Consider the following 26095-nt stretch of genomic DNA (forward strand, 5'->3'; position numbering starts at 1 on the left):
AATTTGTCTACCTTAGCTTTAATGTGGATAAGACGTAGGTTGGGTTGAGGAACGAAACCCAACATTTCAGGTTTGTCTTGAGAAACAAAAACCAACAATTCAATTTGGGCAATGTCCACCCTACATCGAACTCAAGAATCAAATAGGATTCCTATATATTTAGAGAGTTAGAAAAGACTGAGCGAAGTAACTTTCCAAAAAATTATTTTTGGAAAAATTCAAAGATGCGGGAAGATTTATGCTATTTTCAGGTATTTCTTGCTGAGGAGATTCTTGAGGTGATGGTAAAGTCAGTGCTGCTACAATGAGAGCAAACACTACCATAATAGCTGCGACAATTGGTAACGCAATATTGTTTTCTGAATCTTCTGAGTTTTCTGAGTTTTCCCCTCCTTTACCACTTTCTTGATGATGGGGATATACGAGTCGAATATCACCAAGGTCTTTGTTTTGAGGAGAAAGTCTTATAAAAGCGCTGTAGGTTTTGTAACCCTTAGCTTCTATTTTTATTTCTCCCTCAAGAACACTGCAATTACCAAAATCGATGGGAAATTTATAAATTCCTTCCAAATCAGTGTAAACAACAAGTTCTTCACCAGGCAGACCAATTGAGACTTTTGCTCCATTGATAGGAGCTTGTTTCTCTGTATCAAGAATGCGACCAATGTAATTAACTTTTGTCATGTATTTAAGTCAATAGGGAGTAGGGAATGGAGAGTAAGGAAGGGACAGGAGGGGAGATAAGGAAGTAAATACTACCTTGTCCCCTTCCCTTTCCTTCTTATTCGGGAGTACTAATTAGGGTGACTCGTCCCTGACAACCGTATGCAACTTCGGTAATGTAAAGATTTGGGTCGTGTAGTTCAGCAATAATGCGATCTACTGACTCTTCAGCGTCAATATGAGGGCTGAGATCGATCCCCCGACAAAATACCTTTTGCCATTCCCAATTCAAAGTTTTAGTTAATCCAAACAAACCGCCACTGATGGGACCAAAATTAATATTTTCTACCAAACCAAAGGCTCCATTCAAGCGAGCAACAGTTATAAAACTACTACGTCCGTATTGGGCTGCATCATTAAGGGATTTTTTGAGGTGTTTTGCCATCAGAAAGATGAGCTTGACAATCGCCTTTTCTTCTTGAAGGTAAGGAATTTTACCGTTATACAGCGCGTCAAAGACGGGATTGAGATGGATAAAGGTGCCAATACGCCCATAGTTGGTAGTAATGCTTGCTAACTGCTGTTGCAGATGCTCCTCACTCAAATCTACTAATTGAACTCGGTGCGCGTCTGCGGGTAAAGGCATTTGTTGTGGAACGAGTGATAAAGGAAAACTCAGAACAACTACTTTCCAGCCATACTCCATAAGGGATTGGGCTAATTTGGAAGTGGTGAGGGTGCCATCATCAGTTAGTAAACAGATGTGCCCCTCTGGCATTGTGAACTCCAAAAAATCCGGTTGAGGTAATGTTCTGAGTTTAACCTGACGCCGTAGGGGACTTTTGTTTAGACTAGGCGGTTGGTTGGAAGACGGGTTCAGAGACTTTTTTTTTTCCTCACCCACCAAGGTTTGCAAATATGCCACAATTTGACCTATGGTGCGTAGTTCTCCCAGTTCTTCCACGTTGGGCTTGGGTAAATTGGGGTACATTTCCTGCATCGCCCCCAAAATTTCCACACGCTTGATGGAGTCAATCCCTAAGTCTGCTTCCATATCCATGTCCATATCGAGCATTTCTATGGGGTAGCCCGTTTTTTCGCTCGTGATTGCTAACAAGGTTTGACCCAAGTCTGAGGCAACAGATGGGGTATCGGTGGTAACGGGTTCTATAGCAAAGAAGTTGTTTGTAACTTCCACAGATGAAATATCTGTTGTGTTTGTTACTTCATCGGTAACTGCGTCTGTTACATACGCGTTCATGACGGTTGTTGCAGAACCAGAAGATTGAGAGGCATTGGATTGCAAATACTCTACAATTTCACCGATGGTACGTTTTTCTGCCAGTTCTTCTAGATTTGGCTGGGGTAAGTCGGGGTAGAGTTCTTGCAATCCTCCCAAGATTTCTACACGTTTGATGGAGTCAATCCCGAGGTCTGCCTCCATATCCATACCCATATCGAGCATTTCTACGGGGTAGCCCGTTTTTTCACTCGCGATCGCCAAGAGGTTTTTGCCCAGGTCAGCCAAGTTTACAGTCGCGCTGGAAGTTGTTGCAGCAGTTGGTAGAGGTGCTGGTTGAGCAACGGATGGGGTAACGGCTGCAACAGATGGTTGAGTGGTCAGGCTGGCAGATAGGTTATCTGTTACATCTGCTACAGTATCTGTTGCCACTACAACTTTCTCTGGTGTCAGTGTTTCTAGAACGGGATGCAATTTTGCATCCATTTTGACAGTAGGCTGTGGTTCGGTCTTGAATGTTTGGGTAGTAGTAGTAGGTGGAGTTGGGTTTTCTTGTTTGGCTGCGGTTTGTAGGGGAAGCGGAGCTGTCATTTCGTTACGTACAGAGGCAGTCACCTCAGAGGAAACGACAGGTTGAGTAATTGCTAACTTCTTACCGACAATCTGTGAGTACTCTTGCTGTAGGAGTTGGAAAAAGCTTTTAGTCAGTTCTGTTTGTGAATTGAGGTATTGTTCGTGAATGCGTAGAGTTTCGCTTTGTTGATCGTGGAACTGCATCATGCTTCGCTCTAAGCTTTCTATCACCACTGGCTTGAGCTTTGCAGCTTCCATTGAAGACGGGCTATTAGCAAATAGAACATTCTGCTGTTGCATCAGTTGGAAAAAGGTTTTGGCATATTCCATTTGATGGTTAAGATAGTGCCCGTGAACTTGTAAACTCTCGCTTTGATTTTGCTGAAATTGTGTCAGGACATACTCTAAGCTTGCTAAAACTTGTTGGTAATTCACGAGTTTATCTGAATTTGTTTGCATTTTTAACTCTAAAACTGGTTGAGGGGAGGGAGTGGGGGACAGAGGGAGTGAGGGAGGGAGAGGGGGAGTGGGGGTGGATGAGGAAGCAATTTCTACTTTGTCTGCCTTGTCTACCTTGTCTCCCTTGTCCACTTCTCCCCCGATATCTTTGTCTTCAACGAAGAGTAGAGGTTTTTTGTTGTGTCGGTTTCCGTTAGTTTCTTTAAGTGCGATTTCGTTGGGTGGTAGTGGCTTGGCATTGTCTGGAACGGATTCTGTGCTTGCTTTTAAGGTAACTTTATGCCCATCTTGCAAAGCTTGTTGAAATGCCATTTTTGTTTTTTCTGACACGTAGTTAATGCCATTTAACCGTACTGCCAAACCCTTAGTTTTCTTGGTTGTGGGTATGGTTTGTGGCAATTGGTAGGGGTCAAGGTTCTTTAATGACAACCCAGCAACCCGTAACTGTACAGCACCTTCCCGCAAGGAGCGATCGCTATTCTTTTGACCGGTGGGGTTTAATGCTATGGTGATATGAGGGCGATCGCCCAAAATTTCTTGCACTAAACCTGTGAGAATTTTCCTCGGACCAAATTCTACAAAACAGTAGCCCCCTGCTGCATAAATATGTTCGATTTCCTGCTTAAACAGCACTGGGTTGCTAAGGTGATTTTCGAGGATTTTTTGAATAGCCTGTGGTTCTTGAGGATACTGCTTTGCGGTGACGTTAGTGTAAACGGGTATTTTGGGGTTTTGAAAGTTGATAGATTTAACCGCACTCGCAAAAGCTTTTTGAGCAAAAGCAATCAACGGTGTGTGGAAAGCAGCAGACACGGGCAAAGAGACAGCAGCAATTCCTTGTTCGTGTAAAGCCTGCCGTACTTTCGTTATTTCTGTAACTGGACCTGCCAAAACGACTTGGCGGGGGGAGTTGAGATTAGCAATTGATACCCTGGGATACTGTTTGAGAAAGGGTTCTATTTTGCCAACTTCTTCCTTCACAGCCAGCATAGTTCCTGCATCATAATCAGGATCTTGAGGTGCTGCCATTGCCTGTCCCCTAGCTTTGACAAGGAAGCAGTAATCTTCTTCGCTTAATACTCCCGCAGCCCACAAAGCTGTGAGTTCTCCAAAGCTATGCCCTGCCGTAAAATCTGCTTTGAAACCCGCTTGTTGCAATATTTTGTAAAGCCCTGCGCTAAGCATCCCAATGGCTGGTTGGGCATATTCTGTACGTTGCAATGCAGCAACTTGAATATTCTTTTCTGCTTCTTCAAAGACGGGATGAGGAAAAACTATATCCGACAACGGCTGCAAATTATCTTTCAGTAAAAGGCTATCTATATAGCCAAAAAGACGCTGCATCACAGGGAAATTCATCACAACTTCCCGACCCATATTTAAGTACTGAGAACCCTGCCCGGAAAATAAAGCAACAACTTTTCCTGCAAGTTCTATACCTGTTTGGCGGTAAAAAATACCTTGAGGGTGTTCCCATGATGGTTCGGAAGACTTGTTTTTGAGTAAATCAATACTGATTTGCAAGAATTTACAAGCTTCAATACGAGACTCTGCAACAAAGCCAATCCGCGCTGCATTCAGAGGAATCTCTTTAGATTTAGACACCTCTACGAGTTCTACGTAATTTTTAGCTCCATCTTCAGATTGGAGACTAATTAACATCTCTTCACAAATAGCTAATAACTGTGCGGGGGTTTGTGCAAACAATAAAACTTCACTAGGTGTACTGTGTACGCGATATACCCTGTCATTTTGAGCTTCGTATTCTTCCAATACAACATGATAATTTGTACCGCCAAAGCCAAAAGAACTGATACCCGCACGCCTTGGTACCTCTCCTTCTGCACGAATCCAAGGTCTAGTTTCTGTATTCAAATAGAACGGCGAGCTTTTAATATTGAGTTTGGGGTTCGGTTGAGTGATATTGATTGTAGGGGGTAATATCTTGTGATGAAGTGCCAAGGCAGTTTTAATAAGACTCGCTGCGCCAGCCGCCGCCTTCGTATGTCCGATTTGAGACTTAACAGAACCAAGAGCAATATACTGCTTTTTGGCATTATTTTTCCCAAAGAACTCGTTTATAGATGCAAACTCAGTGGGGTCTCCAGCCAAAGTTCCCGTACCGTGGGCTTCAATCAGGGTCACCGTCTCAGGTGCAAAACCTGCATCTTCATAAGCCCGTTGTAAGGCTTTTACTTGCCCTTCTTGTCGGGGTGCGTAAATACTCTTGTATCGTCCATCGCTAGAAGTTCCAATTCCTTTGATAACGGCATAAATTTTGTCGTTGTCTCGTATTGCATCATCCAGACGCTTGAGCAGAACCATGCCAATACCTTCACCCAACATCATGCCATCTGATTTGGCATCGAAGGGTTTGACATTGTCACTGGGTGAAACCGCGGGTGTTTTGCTGAAACACATATACGCCATGATGGTGTTGTCTGTGTCAACGCCACCAGTAAGCATCATGTCACAGCGATGTTCTATAAGTTCGCTAATCGCCATTTTTAAAGCAGCGAATGAACTTGCACAAGCAGCATCAACAACGCAATTAATACCGCCTAAGTTCAAGCGATTGGCAATTCTTCCTGCAACTACATTAGATAGCATTCCAGGGAAAGCATTTTCATCCCAGTTGACGTAGGCGCTTTTAATTTTCTTGATAATTTTTTGGGTATCCTCATCGGATAAACCACTACTTTTAAGAACCTTTTCCCAAACGGGGTACTCTAAGCGTGCAGCAAGTGGCAATCCCAACTGGCTTCCTGCTACACCTAAAATAACTCCGATAGTGTCGCGATTAAACTCGCGGGAAGCACCGTAGCCTGCATCTTCCATCGCTTCTTTTGCAACAACCAAACTTAAGAGTTGTGCAACGTCTGTCACTTCTAAAATGCTGGGAGGTATTCCGAATTCCATTGGGTCAAAATCAACATAAGGAATAAACCCACCTCGCTTACAGTAGGTTTTTTCCTCAGGTGTTCTGGGGTTGGGGTCATAGTACTCTTCGATATTCCAATGTGTTGATGGAACATCCGTGATACAATCAAGCTTATTCAGAATATTTTGCCAGTATTGCTGCAAATTCCTGGCTTGAGCAAAGAGGGAAGCCATACCAATAATGGCTATAGGGCTATCTTGTAATTTTCTGTTAATTTTGTGAGTTGACATAGGTTTATCAGTCATCTTTTTTTTCTCCTCAATAGACTTGTAGACAACCTTTTCAAAATTGTTTATTTGGGCTTCCAACTCCGCCAAGGCAGTATCAATTGAATGAGCAGACATAGGAAAGGTCGTAATGGTTAGTAGCGTGGGTCATTTAGCTGCGGTAATCTGTCTACCAATGAATAGTTAACAGTTAACAGTTATCAGTTATCACAATTCAGTAATACCCATAACTGAAGTTAAGAAATGTGCAGAAAAATTTTCTTTTTAGATGAAACGCTAACTATAGCGGTTTACCATTGGCATAAAGTACACCTGATGTAGGGGTTGCTTTGCACCCTGACAGACGTACTTCATTGAATCGCAAATCGCTATATTTACTGTTTGCTGATAACTCATTCGATCTTTCAGCAGTTATCCTATCTGCAAAAGGTAAAACGAAAACAAGATACAGTCTCAAAAATAAAGGATGAAGTGTGAAGAAAAAACTAAGTTTATTTCATACTTCATGCTTTATACTTCAGCTTTGAAATGACCGATACCACTTTGGTTAACGAATATGCCTAGCGTTCGTTTCAAAGAAAATGTTGGCAATGACACACACTACCATTTCTATGAAAGGGGTGCTTGAACCGGGGAGTGGAGGTCAGGGAAAAGACATCCTATAACGGGCAAAGCTTTACCCTAGGGATTCACCCCTGACCTCTTCGGTTAAAAATGCTATGCAAATTTCGATTATTGGTAACTTGGGAGTAGGTCAATAACATTGTTGAAACTCGTAAAATAGTCTTGCAGAGCAATAGCTGCTTGTCCAGTAAATTCAATCCATTCAGAATAATCCAAATCCTGAGGATTTTGAGAAACTGTTTCCGCACTGAATAATGAAAACTTAGGAGTAGTTATTAGAACAAAAACACTTTTTTCTCCAGTGTTAGTGTGATGATTTAACTTAACTGCTGCAACATAGTTAGTGTTAATGACAACGTTCTGTATCTTGAGAAATGCCATAGATAGTTTTGACGTTCAAGACAATATATTCTATGGATTTTGACCAAAGTATGTTTGACAAATCCGTTACACAAAGAACACTCCTCTTTATCCATAAAAATTAAAAACTTAAAACACTAATTGAAGCCTGAATAAGTGCTAGCAACTAAGCTATTTTTAGTTCTGCACTATCAATAAACTAAATAATATGCCTTATTGCTGAGAAACGCGATAATTAATAAAAACACTAGCACAACTAGCTAGGATTGAATAGTTTTTTTTATATGTTTTTAGAAAAAAGTGAATTTTGTGCAGATATGAACTTTTACTAAATTAAGGAAAGTATAGGAGATTACGATTATTGGAAGTAAAATTATGCGATTAACTACAGTTCTCAAATAAATTTTATTTTAGATAGAATAAAAATTGTTAATTTAATTACCATTGATATAACATACAGAAGTTCGAGAAAATCAATTTGAATTTAGATGATACGATATCATGCACAGCTACATATCAAAGAAGAAAATCGTAGCGTAACATAGCGGCGCGATCGCGAGACAGTGGTGGGCAGTGCCCAGCCACTGGAGGACGAACTTTATATGTGTAGCTGCAAGCTGTCTTACTGAGAGGGACTAGTGTAAAAGACAAGAAGGAGCAAAATGCCCATTCCATAAATTGTTGTGCGTTTAAGTGTAAACCATTGTATGAATGCTGGAGGTAGAAACCTAACAACTACTAACTACTAACCACTAACCAAGAACAGCCCCAATAATTGCGTAGCAAGAAGGTACTTAACTTAGTTATGTGCATAACTTCGTGGCTCTACTCGCCTTGACTCTGTTTTCTGAGCCTGTTTTCCAGTCCAAGCTTGCCATCGTATGATTCCACGACTTACCAAGTCAGGATTGTCATCACCGATAAAACAAGTACGTCCCATTCTTTCACAAGTAATTAGAATTTCACCTTGTCCTATAAAGGGGGCAATGACAAAGTTATTTGGATTGGTGTACAAATGCAGCAAATAGTTGACTATACCCTCTACTCCATCAATGTTAATCGGTGCCTGTGGTTTTGGTATCGTTTCGCGAGAAAAGAGACCTACGTATATATTGCCGAGAATGAATTCATACTGAAAGGGCATCCTTTGTTGATTGCAAAATTCATAAATGCTGCCTTCCGATCGCAACACAGCTACAATCCTAGCCTTATCTACTAGGTAATCGTGATTCCAAGTTGGTGAAAGAGTGGCGATCGCAAGGGCTGCTTTGTCGGGAAGGAGGCTTGCGAATTGTTCGCTATCCGTAATGTCACAATAGACCAGGTGCTGGCTTAACTTCCATGCATCACCTACTTTAACCGAAATCTGGTTGGTAGCAATGACGGCTTTTTGCATTGACTGTTCTACCTGAAGATTGTCTTCCTTGAGAGCCAGCTTAGCTTCTCTCTTCGCCTTTGCCATAGAATTTTTCATGGCTTGCAATTGTATTTCTTGCTGCCTGAGTCGCCAGTAGGCGGCACTTCTTGCGTGCCTTGTTGCTTCTTCTTCATCTCCCTTTGATTTTGCTGCTTCTAAAGCTTGTTCGGCTTGTTTTGCGAAAGCACGTTCTTGACCGGCTGTCCGGGCTATCTTGAGCAGCTCTGTTTTCATATTAGCAAGCGACGTACCCTTTATTTTTTCTTTAACTTCGGGATGAATGTCGCGAGCAATTTGCTTGTCATGCTGCAAACTGCGTTCGCTGTATCCAATTTCTCTTGCTAAGTCCGTAGTTGTTTTGGGTATTTGCGAAACTGTTTCGCGTCCCTTGTAAGTGTATTGGTTATCTCCTGGTTTAGCCCTCAGTCCAAGTCGGTCTAGGATTCGTTCCCGTTCCAACAATAGTTCTGCTCGCTCTAAAATTTCTAATTCATTGCGGATAAAATTTTCATCAATTTCCGCCAATCGGCTTTGGTCAACATCGTCATAATCAACTATGTTACACTCGATTTTTTCCAACCCCAATTGCTTGCAAGCAGTCAACCGATGTAGCCCAGCAATCAAGTTTAGCTTGCTATCCACTGTAATAGGATTGAGCAAACCATTAGCCTGAATTGATTCTTTCAATTCCTTTACTTTGTCGTCATTTACTGGACGGCGGTTAGAACCATATTTAATCTTGTCTATGAGTACTGACTTTATAGGCATAAGCAATGTTCTTGAGTATTGTTAGTAATGAAAGTACCAACAATAAGACATACCTAATATATTTCATCAGTGTTATCAAAAACATAAATTTTGTGATAAGTCTGATGAAAATGTCTTATGATTGCAATTTTGTTAAGAAGCAGATTTAGTATGAAGTTTCAAGCAGAAGGTGTGAAATGAACTTTACAGATTCTTTGAAAAGACTAGAATAAAACTGCTCAGTCAGCTTACAAGTTCCAATTTTTGAATATTGGAAGCTTGTCTCTGTATAATTTGTTTCATTTTACATTTTACCCTGTATGCTTCATCCTTTCTATCGCTCTTAACATCAGTTGACTTACAGCTATTGAATGCAGATGCTACCAGAAAGTTCCCCAGTTGGAAAATTTTAACAATCGATAAAAATGCTTATTTATTGTCATAATTTTTTTCTTATTACTTTCTGTAGTTCATTAAAATTTTTCTCTCGAGGAAAAATTACCTATAAACCTAACACTAAATAAGGAGTAGTACAAAAGTTTTATTGAATTCTAGAAACCCAGGTAGTTGTTTAATGAGTAGACAGTGCCCAGCCTACATTAGTTGAAACTAAATTACGACTGGTATCCTTTGAAAAAATTGAAACAGCCTACAACCACACAGTGATATTAAAATTTACAAATGGCAAACGCTGTATACCAAGAAGTAATTAATCAAAGAAACAAATTGGTATACATTTAAAATGCAGTTCAAAAGCAAAATTGTTACTCAGTAACAAACAATGATGAAAGAATTCATACATAATGACTATTGTTGACAAATTTAAAGTTTCATGGAAATATGGTGAACAAGTTTTTGCAATTATTCCCTAGCAGCACTTCGTTTTGCTTGAGCTTGAATTTTTTTGACAGGGTAACTATTTCGCGCAATAGTTACCATTTATACAGTCAACAGTAACAAGTTTGTTCAATCAGTCAGTCATTGATGAAATGGAATGAACAAGAGTTACTTGTAAGTATTGAGTAGCGATCGATAAGTAGACAGAAATCAAAGTAGTTATATTGAGAAATGTAAAAAACGCGCTTAACTCTTACCAGTGACTGAGGACAAATAACATATGATGACTTTTACAAGTTAACTTTATTTGTCCCAACTAAAGTAACAGATAAAAATAGAATGTTGACTGAATATAAGCATTCAAACTCCCCTCAAAACCAGCACAATTGAGATAAAAATATGGCAGCAGACAGAGAAAGCCAGTTGTACACCAAACCCCGATATCGCTGGAGATTCATATTAGCATTTCTTATCACTTCAGGTACGGGCTTAGTATTTTACTACAGTTTTTCACCGCGAGATAAGGTCTCAATTCAGCCCACAAAACCCGTAAAGGTTGTCCCTCCCAAAATCGTAGTACCTGCATTGGGTCGTCTACAGCCACAAGGAGAAATTACTAAGTTGTTTCCTCCAAGTTCCTTGAGTGGCGTTCGAGTAGAAAAATTGCTAGTGCAGGAAAGCGATCGCGTTCAAGCGGGACAAGTCATAGCTTGGTTGGAAGGTTACAGCCGTGCTAAAGCAGCTTTACAACAAGCTTTAGATAAAGTGCAAATTTCTCAAGCTCAGTTGGCACAGATAAAAGCTGGGGCTAAAACAGGAGACATTGAAGCTCAAAAAGCAACCATTACTCGCTTAGAATCGCAATTAAAAGGAGAAATTGCGTCACAACAAGCAACCATTGCTCGCTTGCAGGCTCAATTAAACAACGCCCAAACTGAAAATAATCGCTATCAACAGCTTTATAAAGAAGGGGCAATTGCTGCCTCCACAGCAGATAGCAAGCGTTTGCAAGAAGAGACAGTACAACAACAACTCCAAGAAGCTAAAGCAACCCTTAATAGTACTGTCAACACCTTAAACGACCAAATCAAAGAAGCAAAAGCCAGACTGAATAGCATTCAAGAAGTACGTGTGGTTGATGTTCGGTTGGCAGAAGCCGAAGTTAAAAGTGCTGTGACTGCTGTTCAACAAGCAAAAGCAGACTATGATTTAACAAAGCTTATATCTCCGATAGATGGCACAGTTTTGGAAGTTCACGCTAAAACGGGAGAAGTGAACAGTAATGATGGAATCGTTGAGATTGGAAAAATATCTCAAATGTATGTGGAGGCAGAAGTTTATCAAACTGATATTAATAAAGTGAAGGTAGGTCAAAAAGCCACCATTACCAGCACAACCTTCCCTGGAACAATACAGGGAACTGTAACCAATATTGGTTTACAAGTTGACAGACAAAATATTTTAAGTGTCAACCCAGCCGCAGAGACAGACCGGAGAGTTATTACGGTGAAAATCCGTATCGACAATCCAAAAGATAGCCAAAAAGTATCAGGTTTAACTGGCTTACAAGTGGATGTCTCCATCAAAGTTCAGTGAGTAGCCATAAGTCATCAGTCAAGATTGCTCGCCGATCGCTGTTATTTGGTAACTAATAAATATCATAAATGCTGGAAGTATGATTGTCAAAATTCCTTTGGCATGGCTGCAACTTGCCCGAAATAAAGTTCGTTCTCTAGTGGCTGTAGCTGGTATTGCCTTTATTGTCATTTTAATGTTCATGCAACTAGGGTTTCAAGATGCTCTTTATTCTAGTGCTACCCAAGTTCATCATCATCTTAAAGGAGATTTATTTCTCATTAGTTCTCAATATAAATCTTTGACTGCCAATCAAAGCTTTTTTCGGACTCGTTTATACCAAACCTTAGGGTTTGATGGTGTAGAATACGTTAGCTCTATGTCTATCGGATTTGCTAAGTTTAAAAATCCAGATACCGGTCAAAAATATTCAATATATGTTATTGGATTTGAGCCGGGTAAGCCTGTGATGGACTTGCCAGAAATCGAAGAAAACTTAGATAAAATAAAAATCCCTAATGTTGTTCTTTTTGACCGCAACTCTCGAGCAGAATTTGGCAATATTGCAGAAAGATTTGAAAAAGAAAAGACCGAACAGTTAGTTGAAATTTATCCCTTTAATTCAATTGCTGGTTCCACTGTGAAAATTGGCGGTTTATTTAGCCTGGGTCCTTCCTTTGGTGTAGATGGCAATTTAATCGTCAGTGACTCTACTTTCTTGAAGATTTTTCCTAACAGCCGTCCAGCGGAAATGATTGATATAGGTGCTATCAGTCTCAAGCCGGGAGTCAATGCACAAAAAGTCATGAAAGATTTACAGAAAAACCTACCTAATGATGTTTTGGTTTTTACTCGTCAAGGATTTATTGACTTTGAAAAAGAATATTGGGCTAACAGAACACCTATTGGTTTTATACTTAATCTCATGCTGTCAATGGCTTCAATTGTTGGCATAGTCATTGTTTATCAAATTCTTTACAGTAATATTTCTACTCAATTGATTGCATATGCAACTTTAAAAGCCATTGGTTATGCCAATAATTATTTACTAGTTGTTGTTTTCCAACAAGCGTTGATTTTAGTAGTACTCAGTTATATACCAGGATGTATTTTATCTTGGTGGTTGTATGAATTTGCAATGGAAGCAACTAAATTACCAATCGTAATGAGCTTGCACAATGGAGTTCTTGTCTTAATATCAACTATAGTAATGTGTATGATTTCTGGAGCACTAGCTATTAACAAACTACGCTCTACAGACCCAGCAGATATATTTTAGATAATGTTATTTGTCATTTGTTATTTTTCCCAACCGCTTCACTTATGACAAATGACTGACGATCGATGAAAACCTTCACACAATTCCCGTAACATACTCGTTGCTTTATGAACCTCAAAAACAAAACTATTCTGATTACTGGCATTAGTGGATTTATCGGTTTACGTACAGCAGAACTAGCCGTAGCTCAAGGAATAAAAGTTTGTGGGTTGCAAGACCCTTCTGATAAAACCAAAAAAGCACAAAATTTGGGTGCTAAGGTAACTTATGGTAGCATAACTAACCCAGCAGTAGCCGAAGCAGCTTGTCAAGGAGTAGACGTAGTTTTACACACAGCCGAACTTTCAAAAGAAGGTGGTTCCCTTGAGCAATTCCGCGAGATAAATGTTAATGGAACTGTGAACATAGCAAAAGCTGCCAAGAAAGCAGGGGTCAAAACCTTTATCCATCTTTCTAGTGTTTTAGTCTATGGCTTTAACTATCCCGAATGGGTTACGGAAGATGGTCCGCTGCGCTGTCTTCCCAAGGAAGCGAGGGCGAGGTCTTGAACCGCGTGCTTTAGTCGGGGAGAAGTTGCAGTCATTAAATAGTCCTCAATTAAGTAAAATGTTGCGTAATTGCTTACACACTCTACTAGATTATTCCAATTTTGAAAAAATGCAACTGCAATTAATGCCTTTTGAGAGTTGCAATTTAGAAATCCGATTTGCAGGTCATACTGTGGTGTATCCTAATAAGTCGATCTGTGCCATCGACTCAATGTAGTTTTTTTACATCAGGATGTTTCTCGTTGGTCATCTATCCAAGGATAGAAATTTCATGAAGGGCAATAAGTTAAAGATTTGTTAAAACACTAAAGAGGAGCACAAGTAAAATTACTCAGCTTGATGTTAGGGAATTACTCTAACATGGCTCGACAGTTTATTCTGCACGAGGAGGTGTAATGAAACTGCGCTTTAAATTTTTGGTTGTCGCTTTTTTTTCTACAATGATTGCGGTTGGAGCAATCCCTCCAGCGACAGCACAAATACCTCTACCCATAGTACACACTCCCACAACTCAACCTAGTGAATCCGACACTAGAGTTGTTTCTCGCTGGATTTCTCTTGATGGTCGCCCTTTGTTTCAAGTAGCAGCACCAAGGACGAACATTTCAGAGCGTTTAGATCAAATCACGCAAAATCTGGATTTGATTAGCGAAGATTACTTTCAATCGCCTACAAAAGACCTCAAGGTAGAGGTGACATCAGAAAATCAAAACCCTGTCATTCGCGTCAATGGCAGATACTTGATGACCATTACTCAACAAGATGCGAACCTGCGACAGGTAGAACCGAGGGAAGCAGCAATTCGTATTTCTCAATTGCTAGAAGACCATTTGAGAGACGGAAAGCAAGAGCGACAGCCCAAGTTCTTAATGCGTCAGGGTGGAATTGCTGCTGCTTTCGCATTAACTATGCTGATTTTAAGCTGGGGGTTAAAGCGGTGGCAGCAACGTTCGACTCAGCTGTTATCACAGCAGCTTTCTCAACCAGTTGACGGACCTATTACGACCCAACTGAAGCACCAGCAATTCGGACACATGAACGAAGCCAGGAAACGCTTGTTTCAACTGTCTCAAGCAGGGGTCTGGGGAGGCGGAACTTATTTCATACTTGGTCTGTTTCCTTACACGCGAGTGCTACAGTTAGAAATTCTCGCAGCCTTGCAAATTCCTTTGAAATTAGGTGTTGTGATACTGGGGACTTATGTTGCTATCCGCTTCAGCTATGGTCTCATCGATCGCTTCACTTCAGCAATTGTCAGTAGCAGTGTGTTGCTCACTCCTGAAACCTCTGAACGCCTCCAACTCAGGGTTTCAACTATCTCTGGTGTTACCAAAAGCCTTGTGACTATCATTTGGGTCGCCGCTGGCATTTTAATGTCACTTCTGTCATTGGGTATAAATATTGTTCCCTTACTGGCTGGTGCCGGTTTGGTTGGTGTTGCGGTGTCCCTTGCTTCACAAAACTTAATCAAAGATGCAATTAATGGCTTTCTCATCATTTTGGAAGACCAGTACGCCTTGGGTGATGTGATTAACGTGGGAAATGTGGGAGGCTTGGTAGAAAATTTGAATTTGCGGATGACCCAAGTGCGAGACGCAGAAGGACGCCTCATTACAATTCCCAATAGCGAAGTCAAAATTGTTGCCAATCTCTCCAGTCGCTGGTCAAGAGCCGATCTCACTATCCCAGTCGCCTATGATGCGGATATTGACGAAGCATTGCAATTGATTAAAACTGTTGCCTTGGATATGGATCGAGACACCCAATGGCAGCATCAAATTGTGGAAACTCCTCAAGTTTTAGGAGTTGATAATTTTGGCGACCGGGGTTTGATCATTCGCGTATGGATTAAAACACAGCCCCTCAAACAATGGGATGTCGCACGCGAATATCGCCGTCGCCTAAAAATTGCTTTTGATAAAGCCGGAATCACGATTCCCGTTCCTCAACAAGCGATTTGGGTCAACGATGGTCAATTGCTAAAATCCTCCCTTGATGCTAACGGCAAAAACAGCTAGTACAAAAAGGCTGTTCGCGTAGCGTCTCCTCTGGAGAAGTATGAAGGCATTTGGATGAAAGTAACAGGCTTATACTGCAAGCTTGACAACGGATACCCGTCTTTAACTTTCACCGATGCCCACCCCACAAGAATCCTATTCCCCACAATCTAGTACTTTTGTACTATAATAGAGATAGCGTCCACAAGCCAGATAAAGTGCAAAACGGGTGCGGAACAGCCTTTTGGAGATGGTTTCAACGGTTTGTCCTATGATCAAGCATTATATTCTCAGCCTCAATCCTACTGCCAAGCACGAATGGGATCGCTGTATCTTGCGTGACCCACTGACAGCAAAACGTCCAGATATCGCCAAATTAGTCGCTGAAGCAGTTGGTGCTGATACAGGTAGTTATTTGGTGAGTGTCAACATTGAAGTTCAAGTGTTAGAACAAGCTACAGTTCCTCAGACAGAACAACTCAGTCTGAACATTTTAGAGGTAAATGACAAGCCTCAAATACGAGAAGCAGCATAGAAGAATGCGTAATTTGTTATTCGCAATTACCGACTACAACACGAATTACAAATTACCTACAATTTTTATTAGAGGAAAACATATTTAAATCATGACGCAACTAAATCATTATCCAGCTGCGATCGCTCAAGCTGTTCAAAGAGTCAATGAAATCGACTCTCAGTTGATGGCAGTGCAGCACCAAATTAATCGATTTGAAGGTAACGCCGATCGTAGTGCTGCCTTTGATATGGATCTCAAAAATGATAGTCAACGCAAAGCACGCCGCTTTGAATTGCTACTTATTAATCAAGAGTATCAAAAAGCAGTAGACACCTTAATGCAATTAACTGCTGATAAAGCAAATGCCCTTGCCCATATTGAATATTTACGCAACCAGTTTAGCGTAGCAAAATTGGAAACAAGACTGGCAATAGCTCAACAACTTACAGATTTTGAATCCCGTGAATTAGTAGGTTTGTAGGTTGGGGAGCCACTGCGTTGTGGGGGTTCCCCCCATTGAAGCAAGTGGCGTTTGAGGAACTCTACCCAACAAATTATCCGTGATATTCAGTCACCAAAGCCAACAAATTATCGGTGATATTCAGTTTCGCTACCCCTCAAACCAACACAATTACGTTCAATGATTAGCCATTAACCTATTAAGCAATTCAGCAATTTGCTGATTAATAACTGTGACATTAAACCGCTGGCTAGCGATAGTTCTTGCACTATTAGCGATGGTCGCGGTTTTCTCTTTTTCCTTAAAACAAGTGGTAATGACCTGTGCGAGTTCCCGGACATCTCCTGGCGTTACCAAAAAACCGTTGGTACCGTGTTCTACTAACTCAATGGCACCCCCAGCTTTTGCAGCAACTACAGGTCGTCCGCAAAGCATAGCCTCAACAATGACTCGCCCGAAAGGTTCCGCAGCCGTTGAGGTATGTGCAACTAAATCGCAAGCCGTCATCAATAGGGGAATTTCTGAACGAAATCCTAGAAATTTGACTCTATTTTCTAGTCCCAGTGTTTTCACTAGATGGTGTAACTGCTGGACATAATCTTGTTCGCCAAAAAGAGCATCACCAACTAAAATAACTGTTATGTCTTGGGGACATTGAGCCAGTGCCTCTATTAATATATGCTGCCCTTTCCAAGGGGCAAGACGACTGAAGTGCCCGACAACAAATTGTCCATCCAGTTCCAGTTGTTGTCTGATTCGACTAACATCAAATTCCTGGGTTTGAAAACTTGCAGGGTCAAAGCCGTTGTAAACAACTTCTGTGATTTTTGGATTGCCTCCTGCTGCTATAAAAGCAGTTTTGCTGGCTTCAGAATTGGCAATCACCAATGATGCACAACGATTTGCTAAGGTAACAGCAATGCGACGGTTTGTTTGACTAAAATGCTCTGGAGAAAGAATATCGTGTAAATGATATACCAGCGGACGACGGCTGAAAAAACTAGCGATCGCACCGACAACTAATGCTTTTTGCGTGTTAGCATAAATTAGCTCAAATCGATCGGCTTTTTGCACGACTTTGGCAATTAAGGGTATCAGTTGACCCAAGCTACCCAATCCTTGTGCCAAGCTGCTTTCTTTGCGGACTTGTATTTGTTGAGTTGTGAGAACTTCGACTGGAATTTGATTCTGTTCTAACAAATTTTTAAAAGAACCATCAGCGAATAATCCGACCAAACAGTTATCTTTGTAAGGTTTAGCAATATCTATCAGACATAGTTCTGCTCCGCCTGGTTTCCCACTTTGGTCGAGGAAGAGAATTTTCATAGGACTTTTAAGATATTAGGTGAACAATAGCTCTACCTTTGTTGAGATTGGTGGGCATTGCCCACCCTACAATTAGAGGACTTTAGACTGGTAAATACCTGTATTTGATGCAACCTTGTAATTGTCCTGCACGCCAAGCCAGATCCATTATGCACTGAGCTAAGCTGGCTTTGTCACGAATTTGTAGTAGTAAAAATCGAAAAGGAAACATTATCCCTGTTTTGATGATAGTTTTCCATGATATGAGTTGAGGCATACCAATTGGTCGATGTTTTTTATACAGTAATGGTTCCTGACAACCCATATCCCAAGCCCGACGGACAATGCCCACTAAAGTGTGACGAAAACGGAAATGAACAAGGGCGTTTGACGCTTCGTGCAGTTTATATCCTGCCTGTTGTATTCTCCAAGAGTAGTCAACGTCATCAAGAATGAGTATTGTCTCATCAAAACCACCGATCGCATCGTGAAGCCATTTCTTTACCCCAAGGTTATTACCGGCTGCTAGTGGTAGATATGGGTGGTCAAAAAAAACTCCATTGTCTGCTTCGCACCCGTAAGTCTTAAGAATCCACGGTTCGTTAAATTTCCAGTGTTCGCGTCGCCCACCCACAAAATCGTATTTGGAAAGAGCTTCACCCATCGCTGCTAACCACCCAGGTGCTACCTCATCGTCAGCATCACAAAATACTAATGCTTCTCCCCGAGCCACTTTAGCACCAACATTACGGGCATGGGCTGCTCCCGGCAGAGACGATGCATCGACAACACAAAGATTTGGTAACTTTTGAGTATATTGTTTAGCGATCGCCAAAGTCTCGTCTGTTGAACCATTATCAGCAACAATAACTTCCCAAGGCTGGTTCCATTTCTGCTGGAAGAGCGCTTCTAGTTGCACAGCAATTGTATCTGCCGCATTAAAACAGGGAATAACCACACTTAATTTCATGGTAATTGTACCGTAACTACAACAATTCAGGTTTTGTTAATAGTCTTTGTTGACTTTGTTGTGGTATTATCGCCCCTGCCAGCAAATAAGCTGTTATACTAAAGGCATAAAATTGGTGCTCAAGCTTAAGGGAACCACTTTATTTGGAAATTTAAAGTTCACAATTGTTTTCCCGATTAGGCAATCAAAACTTTTCGTACATCTAGAGCTATTTTACGCCAATCGAAGTTAGCAACAGCATATTGGCGGCAGTCTTCTCGTGAAGGAACTGGTACCTTCCTTAGAAGAACTTGTTCTAATTTTTCCGCAATGGCTGAAGCGTCTGGAGAGGTAGTAATCAAATCTGGTGAAAAGGGTTCTATAGTTTCTGGCATTCCCCCAATAGGAGTGCAAACAACGGGAGTACCGCAAGCTAAGGATTCTACAACAGCTAATCCAAAACCTTCAAAGGACTGGCTTGGCATAACACTGATATCGGCTGCTTGATATGCGATTGGCAAGTGCTCGTCAGGTACATAACCCAAAAATCGCACATGGTCGTGAAGCCCCAGTTCATCTACCTGCTGTTGTAGGGTCTCTCGCAGTGGTCCGCGACCGGCAATTGCCAGCCAAACATCTGGAATTCTTGGCTGAATTTCAGCTAAGGCTATCAACAATTTGTCCAACCCCACTCTATTGACCAAACGGCGACTTGTGAACAGAATGGGACGGTCAGTCGGCCAACCTAATTTAGTTCGCGCTTCTATGGGTGATAAGTTTGGTTGAAAACGCGCAACATCTACTCCACCAGGGATAATGTGAATTTTATCCCAAGAAACTTTGTATTGTTGATGTAAAATATTGCCAAATGCTTTGCTCAGAACAATAAAGCGATCGCAGCAGTTATACGTTCTTTGTTCTACCAGCCAAGCTTTGAGAAAAATACTCAAATTTTTCTCATTGACTTCTTCTTTACTTTCAAATGCCCAAGGACCGTGAAAGTTAAAGGTAATTGGTACGTCTTTTGGCAGGAGATCCAGAATTGGAAGACTGTATAGTGCAAAATGTAAATTAATGGCATCTGGTTTGCCGAATCTTGTTTTCTTGAAGTTATTGCGAATGCACCACAGTCGTTTCAAGATGGGGGTGTCTGGCAATGCTAAGTTAGTTAATTTTACCGACGAATTTGGTTCATTTTCTGGTAGACCAACTCCGCATAATTCAACTCGATCGTGATTTGCTGCTAACTTCTGAGTTAGATCGTAAATGTAGCGTTCCAGTCCTCCTGGGGTTTTGGGAAACCAGCCTATTCCTACACAGAGAATAGACGCAGATTCTGAAGTAGCATTTCTGTTTTTACCTTCCACTTACTTTTCTCCAAGTACTGGTTGTGCGTGTGTCTACTTGTCGTTAATTTTTTCTTCTTTATTCTATATTCAGCATATCTATCGATGCTGACAGTACATCTATTCTGTACTTTCTTGCACAATCAGAAATATTTATGTCATTCTGACGGTAAATTTCATCACAAAACATCTATCTCCAGATAGCTTGATTTTCTGTCATTCTACATAATTTGTAATTTCTTATACAAAAATGCTTTTTCGTGCATCTGAGAGAGTCAATTTCAAAATACATAAGCTTTGACGCTGTTAACCATCTAACGTATAAGACATCTTAAAACTAATATCTGATTGAATTAAAAAACCTTGTCTAACAACAAAGCCTGGGTAGCTTTTGAAGTATTGATATAATACAATTAAAAAAAAATACCAGGTAGTAGTATGGTAAACACTTACTGATTTTATAAAATTTATTGATTTTCATGTCTTGTAATTAATAATAACTACTAAATTGAAGGAGCAAAAATAGCTATATTATTTCACGGTAAAAAATATACCTTGAATCTAGTGAAACAAATTAAAATGAAAAAAATATATTGTTTTGGTGAAGTTTTCGTAAAAATTAGTTGTGAACATTTTCCTCTCGGTATTTACTTGGATAATTTTTAAAAGAGGGAAAGAACAAAAAATACAAAATAACCATAGATAAAGTTTATGAAATCAATTGAAAACAAAGTAAGTTAGTAGGTGAGAATCAAAACATTTTTTTGATAGGTGCAAAAATCAACAATTTACGAGCAGGGGGTAGTTAAAGAAAAAACTTAGCTACTGCTGCTTTTGTAGCAATATCTACCAAAGCTAACGAACTAGAATGCGTATGTTAGATCGATATAGAAAAAAGTTATCTCAAACTAAGTATTTTCAACGGAAAAGCCTTCTGAAGTTCGCAATTAGTCTCAGCGCAGCAGTCATTGCTGCGATTTTAATTGCGACCCACTTAGTGCCTAGGGTCACACCAGCTGCAAATTCCTACACAACATCCTGGATAGGCAATTCTTTTGGTGGTGGAAGCAAGTGGGTTCAAATTCAAATTAGTTCGATGTATGTTACACCTGACGGCACGGTTTATACCAATAGTCCGTGGGATGAATCAGGGCGAGAGGCTGGAATTTATAAAAATGGTGATGTCATGGGTTTAGCCGATGACTTACACGGATGGGAAAGGCTTGGTGGAGTTGCTGTCACGGCGGATAAGAAGTATATATACGTGAGTATGTCTCAGGGTAACAGCGGCAGCCCAGGGGAAGATTATCCATCTAAGGGGACAACTTGGCATTGTGTAAGACGTTATAACCTGTCTGGAAAAACCGCACCATTTCCTGGTGGACGTGGATGGGATAAAAGCATGGTTATTGTCAGTACCAAAAGCAAAGTGACGGGACTGGCAAATGCAGGCGGGGAATTATATGTCAGTGATTCGGGCGCAAATCGAGTTCGTGTTTACGACACCAATACAATGAAAGAACTCCGCAGTTTTGCTGTCGCCAATCCAGGACACATCGCTGTTGACCGTAAAGGCAATTTGTGGATTATTCAAAATGCGTCCGGCAGTAGCCGCGCTAAAATTTCCCATTATTCCAAGCAAGGCAAGCTATTGCCAGAAGCAATTGCAGATGTTGCCAAGCCCAGTGCGATCGCAGTTGATAATCAAGGCAGGTTGTTAATTGCAGACAATGGACCCCGCCAGCAAGTGCTCATTTACAGCATAACCGGAAGCAAACCAGCACAGGTGGGAACCTTGGGTACAAAAGGTGGTATTTACGCGGGTGTTCCCGGTGAAGTCGGAAATGTGAAGTTTAGCGGTATTACCGGAGTCGGTGCGGATGGGAAAGGTAATATTTACGTTGCTACTGATGGTTTCAACCGTTCCGGCGCAAAGTTGAGGCAATTTTCTCCATCAGGAAAACTTCAGTGGCAGTTAATGGGTTTGTCATTTGTTGATAATGCTGATGGAGATCGAGCCACAGATGCTGTGGATGTCTACACAAAAGACGAACACTTCGTCATGGATTACAGCAAACCTTCGGGCAAGCAGTGGACTTATAAAGGTTTCACAATCAACGCCTTTAAATATCCTCAAGATCCACGTTTGAATACTTCACCCGACGCCCCTTTCTTTCGCCGCATCAAAGGTAAGCCCTATTTGTTCTTAACGGATATGTATGGGGGCTTTTTGCAAATTTATCGTTTTCAGAAAAATACAGATGGGGAAGTTGCCATTCCGTCAGGAATGTTTATTGGCACCAACGAAGGCAAACAGGCAATCGAAGGAAAGTGGCCGCCAAATCAACCAAAGACGGGAGAGTGGATCTGGCGAGATCGAAATGGTAACGGTGCGTTTGAGAGCGGCGAATATGATATTAGCAAAGACCATCCCTATATTGGAGGATGGTGGGTAGATAGCAAAGGTGATGTCTGGAAATCATTGCGGACACAAGATGGAGTTGGCATTCGGCATTATCCCTTACAGGGAATAGATAACAAGGGCAACCTTATCTATACCTATAAGTCAATGGAAAAGCAACAGACTCCCAGCTTTTTTACCGATTTGCGGAGAATTGAGTATTTTCCCGAAACAGACACAATGTATTTAACGGGTTTCACTAAAGAAAACCCTGCGATTAATGGTGATTATGCAAAATTGGTCGGTTCCGAAATTGCCCGTTTTGATAATTGGAGCAAGGGTAACCGCAAACCTCGCTGGCGGGTTGTTTTTCCAGTTGACAAAAGCGCACCTCCTGAAGTGTTGACTCCTGCGGCAATTGATGTGGCAAGCGATTACGTGTTTGCCGTGTCTGTGAAAAAGGCAGATGTCTACGTCTATAACGCGAAGACGGGAGCACTTGTCAGAACATTAAAACCCGGTCCGGAGGTTGCTGGTGAGAGTGGTTGGGTAGATATTCCCTACGGAGTTCGGGCTTTTCGGCGTTCAAACGGCGAATACCTGGTGTTTGTTGAGGAAGACGCAAAAGCAAAAGTTATTATGTATCGCATGAGAGGATAAAGTAAATTGCATAGTCTACAAATGTAGAAAAATAAGGCTATTTTATTGCAGAAAGGCAAAAGGCTGGTGGTATATGTTGTCATTTTTAATACAATAGCCAGCCCTCTGTGCTCTGCTATACGGTAAGACAGCCCTTGAATTAATCTATTGAGACAAATAATCTGTCGTAGATTTACGTAGATTACCTGTTGTTAATCTGTATTTAAACAATCGTTTTGCAATTAAATATCTCGATTAATGGTATTGTATATTTTGGCAAAAGCCAAAAGACCAGATGGCGATCGGTTGAAGAGGAGTAGGTGAACTCGAGGGATCTAGAGTGAAGCGGAGTCATTCCTTTGACTAACTCCGCCACAATTCGACTTAGCGTTCTATACCTTCTTCGTCGGCACGCTTCTCTTCTCCTCACAGAGACTCTAGTGGTTCTCAGGAATGCTAGAAGCTTACACTCACCGCTTGCAGGAGTATAGGTAGTTCACTATCAGTAATCCTTGGGAATTAATACAAAAGAAAATGCAAAATTAATTCGTGCATGAAATAATAGACCGAAAAACTATGATATCGGTTAGTTTTTTGCCATAAAAAAGATTTCATAGAGTCTAGTTCATGACAAGAATAAATATCAGTTGTTGCCGATGCAACAAGAATTACAGTAAATTTACATTTAGTCTGAAAAAAATGAACATAACTTGAATCAAAAAAGCATAGATCGAGAGATAATACAGACAGAATGTTTTTTAAGTTTTATCTATCAATATAGTAAATCAATGGGGACAAAAGAAAAACTTAAACAAATACAAAAATGGATTCCAATCACTTGGCTTTATCAGTTGCAGGATATTCATTCTAGCTTGATATATCGGTGGATTTTACATCGTGGAAGTCAGCCGATCGCATTTAATCAGAAATCAGCTCTGGTATTTTCCCCACACCAAGATGATGAAACGTTTGGCTGTGGTGGTATGATTGCTATGAAAAGAGAGCATGGAATACCAGTAGCAGTGGCGTTTTTGACGGATGGGCGGGGTTCACACGGTACAGACTCGCCAATCAAAGACGAACTTGTTCAAATTCGCAAGCAAGAGGCATTAAAAGCTTTAGGAATTTTAGGAGTAGAAGCTTCAAAAATTCACTTTTTGGATAAGGCGGATGGAACTTTGCAAGGTTTAGAGTCCGGACAACGGGCTCAGACTATCGAGCAACTGGCCGAGCTGATAAAGATTTACAACCCTGAGGAAGTTTATGTTCCTCATAGAAAGGACTGTCACACAGATCATGAAGCTACCTATGAATTAGTAAAAGCAGCGATAACTAAAGTAGGAGCGAAAATAGATATCCTACAATATCCTATTTGGGTCTTTTGGCGAGCGCCACTTTTTATTATGCTCAAATTGCAGGATATAGCCGCTGCTTACTGTCTCTCAATTGCATCTGTTCAAGATAAAAAAAGTCAAGCAATAGCTTCTTATTGTTCTCAGTTAGAAACCTTACCCCGTGGATTTGTTAAGCGATTTCTAAGTTCTTATGAAATCTTTTTTAAGGTATCCCAATAGCTAGATATTATATGATATTTATCTAGTGCCAGGGGTTGCTCTTGTATCTATCTACTCAATAAACAAACTGAAATTAATTAGTAATAAGCGACCGCTGTGGAGAAAATATAAATGCGTATACTACATCTTACAAATCACGTACAAAAAATCGGGAATGGGATCGTTAATGTAGCAGTAGACTTAGCTTGTTTGCAAGCAAAACAGGGTCATGATGTGGCTGTAGCATCTGCTGGTGGAGAATATGAAACACTTCTGGAAAGCTACGACATTACTCACTTTCAACTCGACCAGTCAAGGACTCCAATTAAGATTCTGAAAGCAGCAGGACGTTATTTGAGAATTGTGCAGGAGTTTCAGCCGGATATCGTTCACGCCCACATGATGACAGGGGTGATACTAGCAGCAGTTTTAAGAAACTCTTCCTACCGCTTGGTTTCTACAGTACACAATGAGTTTCAGCGAAGTGCAATCTTCATGGGATTAGCCGATCGCGTTATTGCAGTGAGTCAGGCGGTAGCCAAATCGATGGAGAGACGCGGTATACCTCAAAGTAAATTGTGCGTCGTCTCCAATGGAACCTTGGGTAGTCCCCGCCATCGCAATCTGAGAGAATATCAGCCCATACCCCTACAACGTCCTGCGATCGCGACTGTTGCGGGGATGTATAAACGAAAGGGAATTGGTGAGTTAATTGATGCATTTGTAGAGATTGCCGATAAATTTAAGAGCGCCCATCTCTATTTAGTAGGAGATGGGCCCGACCGTCTGATGTTTGAGGAAAAAGCTAAGAATACAGCCTTTGCCAATCGCATTCATTTTGAAGGGTTCCAATCAGAACCTCAAAAGTATATGTTGGCGTCTGATATCTTCGTTCTAGCTTCTTATTGCGAATCTTTTGGTTTAGTGCTGACAGAAGCACGGGAAGCAGGATGCGCCATTGTGGCGACCGATGTGGATGGTATTCCCGAAACATTGGATAATCGGCGGGCTGGTGTTTTGGTACCACCTAAAGACAGCCATGCTTTGGCAGAAGCTATGGCAAAACTACTTAGCGATCCTGAGGAATTGCGTAAGTGGAAAAGTGTTGCCAGACAAAACATAGAACGATTCAGTGCTGCAAGGGTTAATGAAGAGACTCTAGCTGTTTACCAAGAATTGTTAAAAGAATATAAATGCCTCAGTGTTGTTTGAGAAGAATTTGGCACACAGAATCCCCCACGCAGAAATCGGAATATATCTAAAGAATAATACCAATTCTCTTGAAGCTGGTGCTTAATATCCTCTGAGGCTAGAAGTCCTAGCTCATAAGAAGAAAGCCTACCTCAGGGGTTGAGATTAAGACCATTTTGATGGAGAATTGGTATAATATTTATGCTATTTCCAAAGAAAAATTTTTCCAAGGCTGATTAAACTTTGA

16 protein-coding genes and 1 pseudogene are annotated in these 26095 nt (G+C 40.9%); 9 read left to right on the top strand and 8 right to left on the bottom strand.

Translation table 11 applies throughout. The annotated features are described in order from the left end of the window. Positions 1–159 precede the first annotated feature (159 nt). The 5 genes from ACYRY3_RS37915 to ACYRY3_RS37935 form a co-directional block, all read right to left on the bottom strand. Positions 160–684, bottom strand: a complete 525-nt coding sequence (locus ACYRY3_RS37915; RefSeq protein ID WP_460206904.1) for a peptidase associated/transthyretin-like domain-containing protein — start codon at positions 682–684, stop codon at positions 160–162. Between the two features lie 97 nt (positions 685–781). Next, positions 782–6220, bottom strand: a complete 5439-nt coding sequence (locus ACYRY3_RS37920) for a beta-ketoacyl synthase N-terminal-like domain-containing protein (protein ID WP_460206905.1) — start codon at positions 6218–6220, stop codon at positions 782–784. Positions 6221–6835: 615 nt separating this feature from the next. Further along, entirely contained in the window at positions 6836–7108 is a 273-nt protein-coding gene (locus ACYRY3_RS37925; RefSeq protein WP_460206906.1) for a hypothetical protein, read from the bottom strand. 495 nt (positions 7109–7603) lie between these two features. Then, positions 7604–7762 (bottom strand): hypothetical protein, encoded by a 159-nt coding sequence (locus ACYRY3_RS37930; protein WP_460206907.1) that lies wholly within the window; start codon positions 7760–7762, stop codon positions 7604–7606. 124 nt (positions 7763–7886) lie between these two features. Next, entirely contained in the window at positions 7887–9272 is a 1386-nt protein-coding gene (locus tag ACYRY3_RS37935) for a ParB/RepB/Spo0J family partition protein (RefSeq protein ID WP_460206908.1), read from the bottom strand. 1215 nt (positions 9273–10487) lie between these two features. Between ACYRY3_RS37935 and ACYRY3_RS37940 the strand changes: the two genes are divergently transcribed. The 6 genes and pseudogenes from ACYRY3_RS37940 to ACYRY3_RS37965 all read left to right on the top strand — a co-directional run bounded on the left by ACYRY3_RS37940 (position 10488) and on the right by ACYRY3_RS37965 (position 16485). Then, positions 10488–11684 carry an ABC exporter membrane fusion protein gene (locus tag ACYRY3_RS37940; protein WP_460206910.1) on the top strand — a complete coding sequence of 399 codons (1197 nt, stop codon included), beginning with the start codon at positions 10488–10490 and terminating at the stop codon, positions 11682–11684. 79 nt (positions 11685–11763) lie between these two features. Beyond that, positions 11764–12942, top strand: a complete 1179-nt coding sequence (gene devC, locus ACYRY3_RS37945) for an ABC transporter permease DevC (RefSeq protein WP_460206912.1) — start codon at positions 11764–11766, stop codon at positions 12940–12942. A 107-nt stretch (positions 12943–13049) separates the two neighbouring features. Then, a pseudogene (locus ACYRY3_RS37950) lies at positions 13050–13454 on the top strand (NAD-dependent epimerase/dehydratase family protein); the annotation flags it as partial. 437 nt (positions 13455–13891) lie between these two features. Continuing rightward, the gene (locus ACYRY3_RS37955; protein WP_460207178.1) at positions 13892–15508 is read left to right on the top strand and encodes a mechanosensitive ion channel family protein; all 1617 of its coding nucleotides are present in this window, start codon (positions 13892–13894) and stop codon (positions 15506–15508) included. A gap of 250 nt (positions 15509–15758) precedes the next feature. Then, positions 15759–16022: a hypothetical protein gene (locus tag ACYRY3_RS37960; RefSeq protein WP_460206913.1), complete on the top strand. Its 264-nt coding sequence runs from the start codon at positions 15759–15761 to the stop codon at positions 16020–16022. Between the two features lie 91 nt (positions 16023–16113). Continuing rightward, positions 16114–16485, top strand: coding sequence for a hypothetical protein (locus ACYRY3_RS37965; RefSeq protein ID WP_460206914.1), 372 nt, complete (start codon positions 16114–16116; stop codon positions 16483–16485). 156 nt (positions 16486–16641) lie between these two features. Here the strand turns inward: ACYRY3_RS37965 and ACYRY3_RS37970 are convergent, their stop codons facing one another. From ACYRY3_RS37970 to ACYRY3_RS37980, 3 genes are all read right to left on the bottom strand, one after another. Then, a complete protein-coding gene (locus ACYRY3_RS37970) occupies positions 16642–17790 on the bottom strand; it encodes a glycosyltransferase family 4 protein (protein ID WP_460206915.1) in 1149 nt (382 codons plus the stop codon). 82 nt (positions 17791–17872) lie between these two features. Beyond that, positions 17873–18739, bottom strand: coding sequence for a glycosyltransferase family 2 protein (locus ACYRY3_RS37975; RefSeq protein WP_460206916.1), 867 nt, complete (start codon positions 18737–18739; stop codon positions 17873–17875). A 176-nt stretch (positions 18740–18915) separates the two neighbouring features. Then, on the bottom strand, positions 18916–20085 hold the full coding sequence (locus ACYRY3_RS37980; protein ID WP_460206917.1) for a glycosyltransferase family 4 protein: 1170 nt from the start codon (positions 20083–20085) through the stop codon (positions 18916–18918). An 853-nt stretch (positions 20086–20938) separates the two neighbouring features. Between ACYRY3_RS37980 and ACYRY3_RS37985 the strand changes: the two genes are divergently transcribed. The 3 genes from ACYRY3_RS37985 (at position 20939) to ACYRY3_RS37995 (ending at position 25869) form a co-directional block, all read left to right on the top strand. After that, entirely contained in the window at positions 20939–23125 is a 2187-nt protein-coding gene (locus tag ACYRY3_RS37985; protein WP_460207180.1) for an NHL repeat-containing protein, read from the top strand. Between the two features lie 767 nt (positions 23126–23892). Then, the gene (locus ACYRY3_RS37990) at positions 23893–24678 is read left to right on the top strand and encodes a PIG-L deacetylase family protein (protein ID WP_460206919.1); all 786 of its coding nucleotides are present in this window, start codon (positions 23893–23895) and stop codon (positions 24676–24678) included. Positions 24679–24789: 111 nt separating this feature from the next. Beyond that, positions 24790–25869 carry a glycosyltransferase family 4 protein gene (locus tag ACYRY3_RS37995; protein ID WP_460206920.1) on the top strand — a complete coding sequence of 360 codons (1080 nt, stop codon included), beginning with the start codon at positions 24790–24792 and terminating at the stop codon, positions 25867–25869. Positions 25870–26095: the final 226 nt, after the last annotated feature.

Source organism: Scytonema sp. NUACC21, assembly GCF_054684315.1.

Bases quoted from the DNA above. Each gene is read 5' to 3' on its own strand.
- devC (WP_460206912.1), top strand. From the start codon at position 11,764: ATGATTGTCAAAATTCCTTTGGCATGGCTGCAACTTGCCCGAAATAAA.
- ACYRY3_RS37915 (WP_460206904.1), bottom strand. From the start codon at position 684: ATGACAAAAGTTAATTACATTGGTCGCATTCTTGATACAGAGAAACAA.
- ACYRY3_RS37975 (WP_460206916.1), bottom strand. From the start codon at position 18,739: ATGAAATTAAGTGTGGTTATTCCCTGTTTTAATGCGGCAGATACAATT.
- ACYRY3_RS37960 (WP_460206913.1), top strand. From the start codon at position 15,759: ATGATCAAGCATTATATTCTCAGCCTCAATCCTACTGCCAAGCACGAA.
- ACYRY3_RS37985 (WP_460207180.1), top strand. From the start codon at position 20,939: ATGTTAGATCGATATAGAAAAAAGTTATCTCAAACTAAGTATTTTCAA.
- ACYRY3_RS37930 (WP_460206907.1), bottom strand. From the start codon at position 7,762: ATGGAATGGGCATTTTGCTCCTTCTTGTCTTTTACACTAGTCCCTCTC.
- ACYRY3_RS37925 (WP_460206906.1), bottom strand. From the start codon at position 7,108: ATGGCATTTCTCAAGATACAGAACGTTGTCATTAACACTAACTATGTT.
- ACYRY3_RS37940 (WP_460206910.1), top strand. From the start codon at position 10,488: ATGGCAGCAGACAGAGAAAGCCAGTTGTACACCAAACCCCGATATCGC.
- ACYRY3_RS37965 (WP_460206914.1), top strand. From the start codon at position 16,114: ATGACGCAACTAAATCATTATCCAGCTGCGATCGCTCAAGCTGTTCAA.
- ACYRY3_RS37970 (WP_460206915.1), bottom strand. From the start codon at position 17,790: ATGAAAATTCTCTTCCTCGACCAAAGTGGGAAACCAGGCGGAGCAGAA.
- ACYRY3_RS37995 (WP_460206920.1), top strand. From the start codon at position 24,790: ATGCGTATACTACATCTTACAAATCACGTACAAAAAATCGGGAATGGG.
- ACYRY3_RS37990 (WP_460206919.1), top strand. From the start codon at position 23,893: ATGGGGACAAAAGAAAAACTTAAACAAATACAAAAATGGATTCCAATC.
- ACYRY3_RS37935 (WP_460206908.1), bottom strand. From the start codon at position 9,272: ATGCCTATAAAGTCAGTACTCATAGACAAGATTAAATATGGTTCTAAC.
- ACYRY3_RS37920 (WP_460206905.1), bottom strand. From the start codon at position 6,220: ATGTCTGCTCATTCAATTGATACTGCCTTGGCGGAGTTGGAAGCCCAA.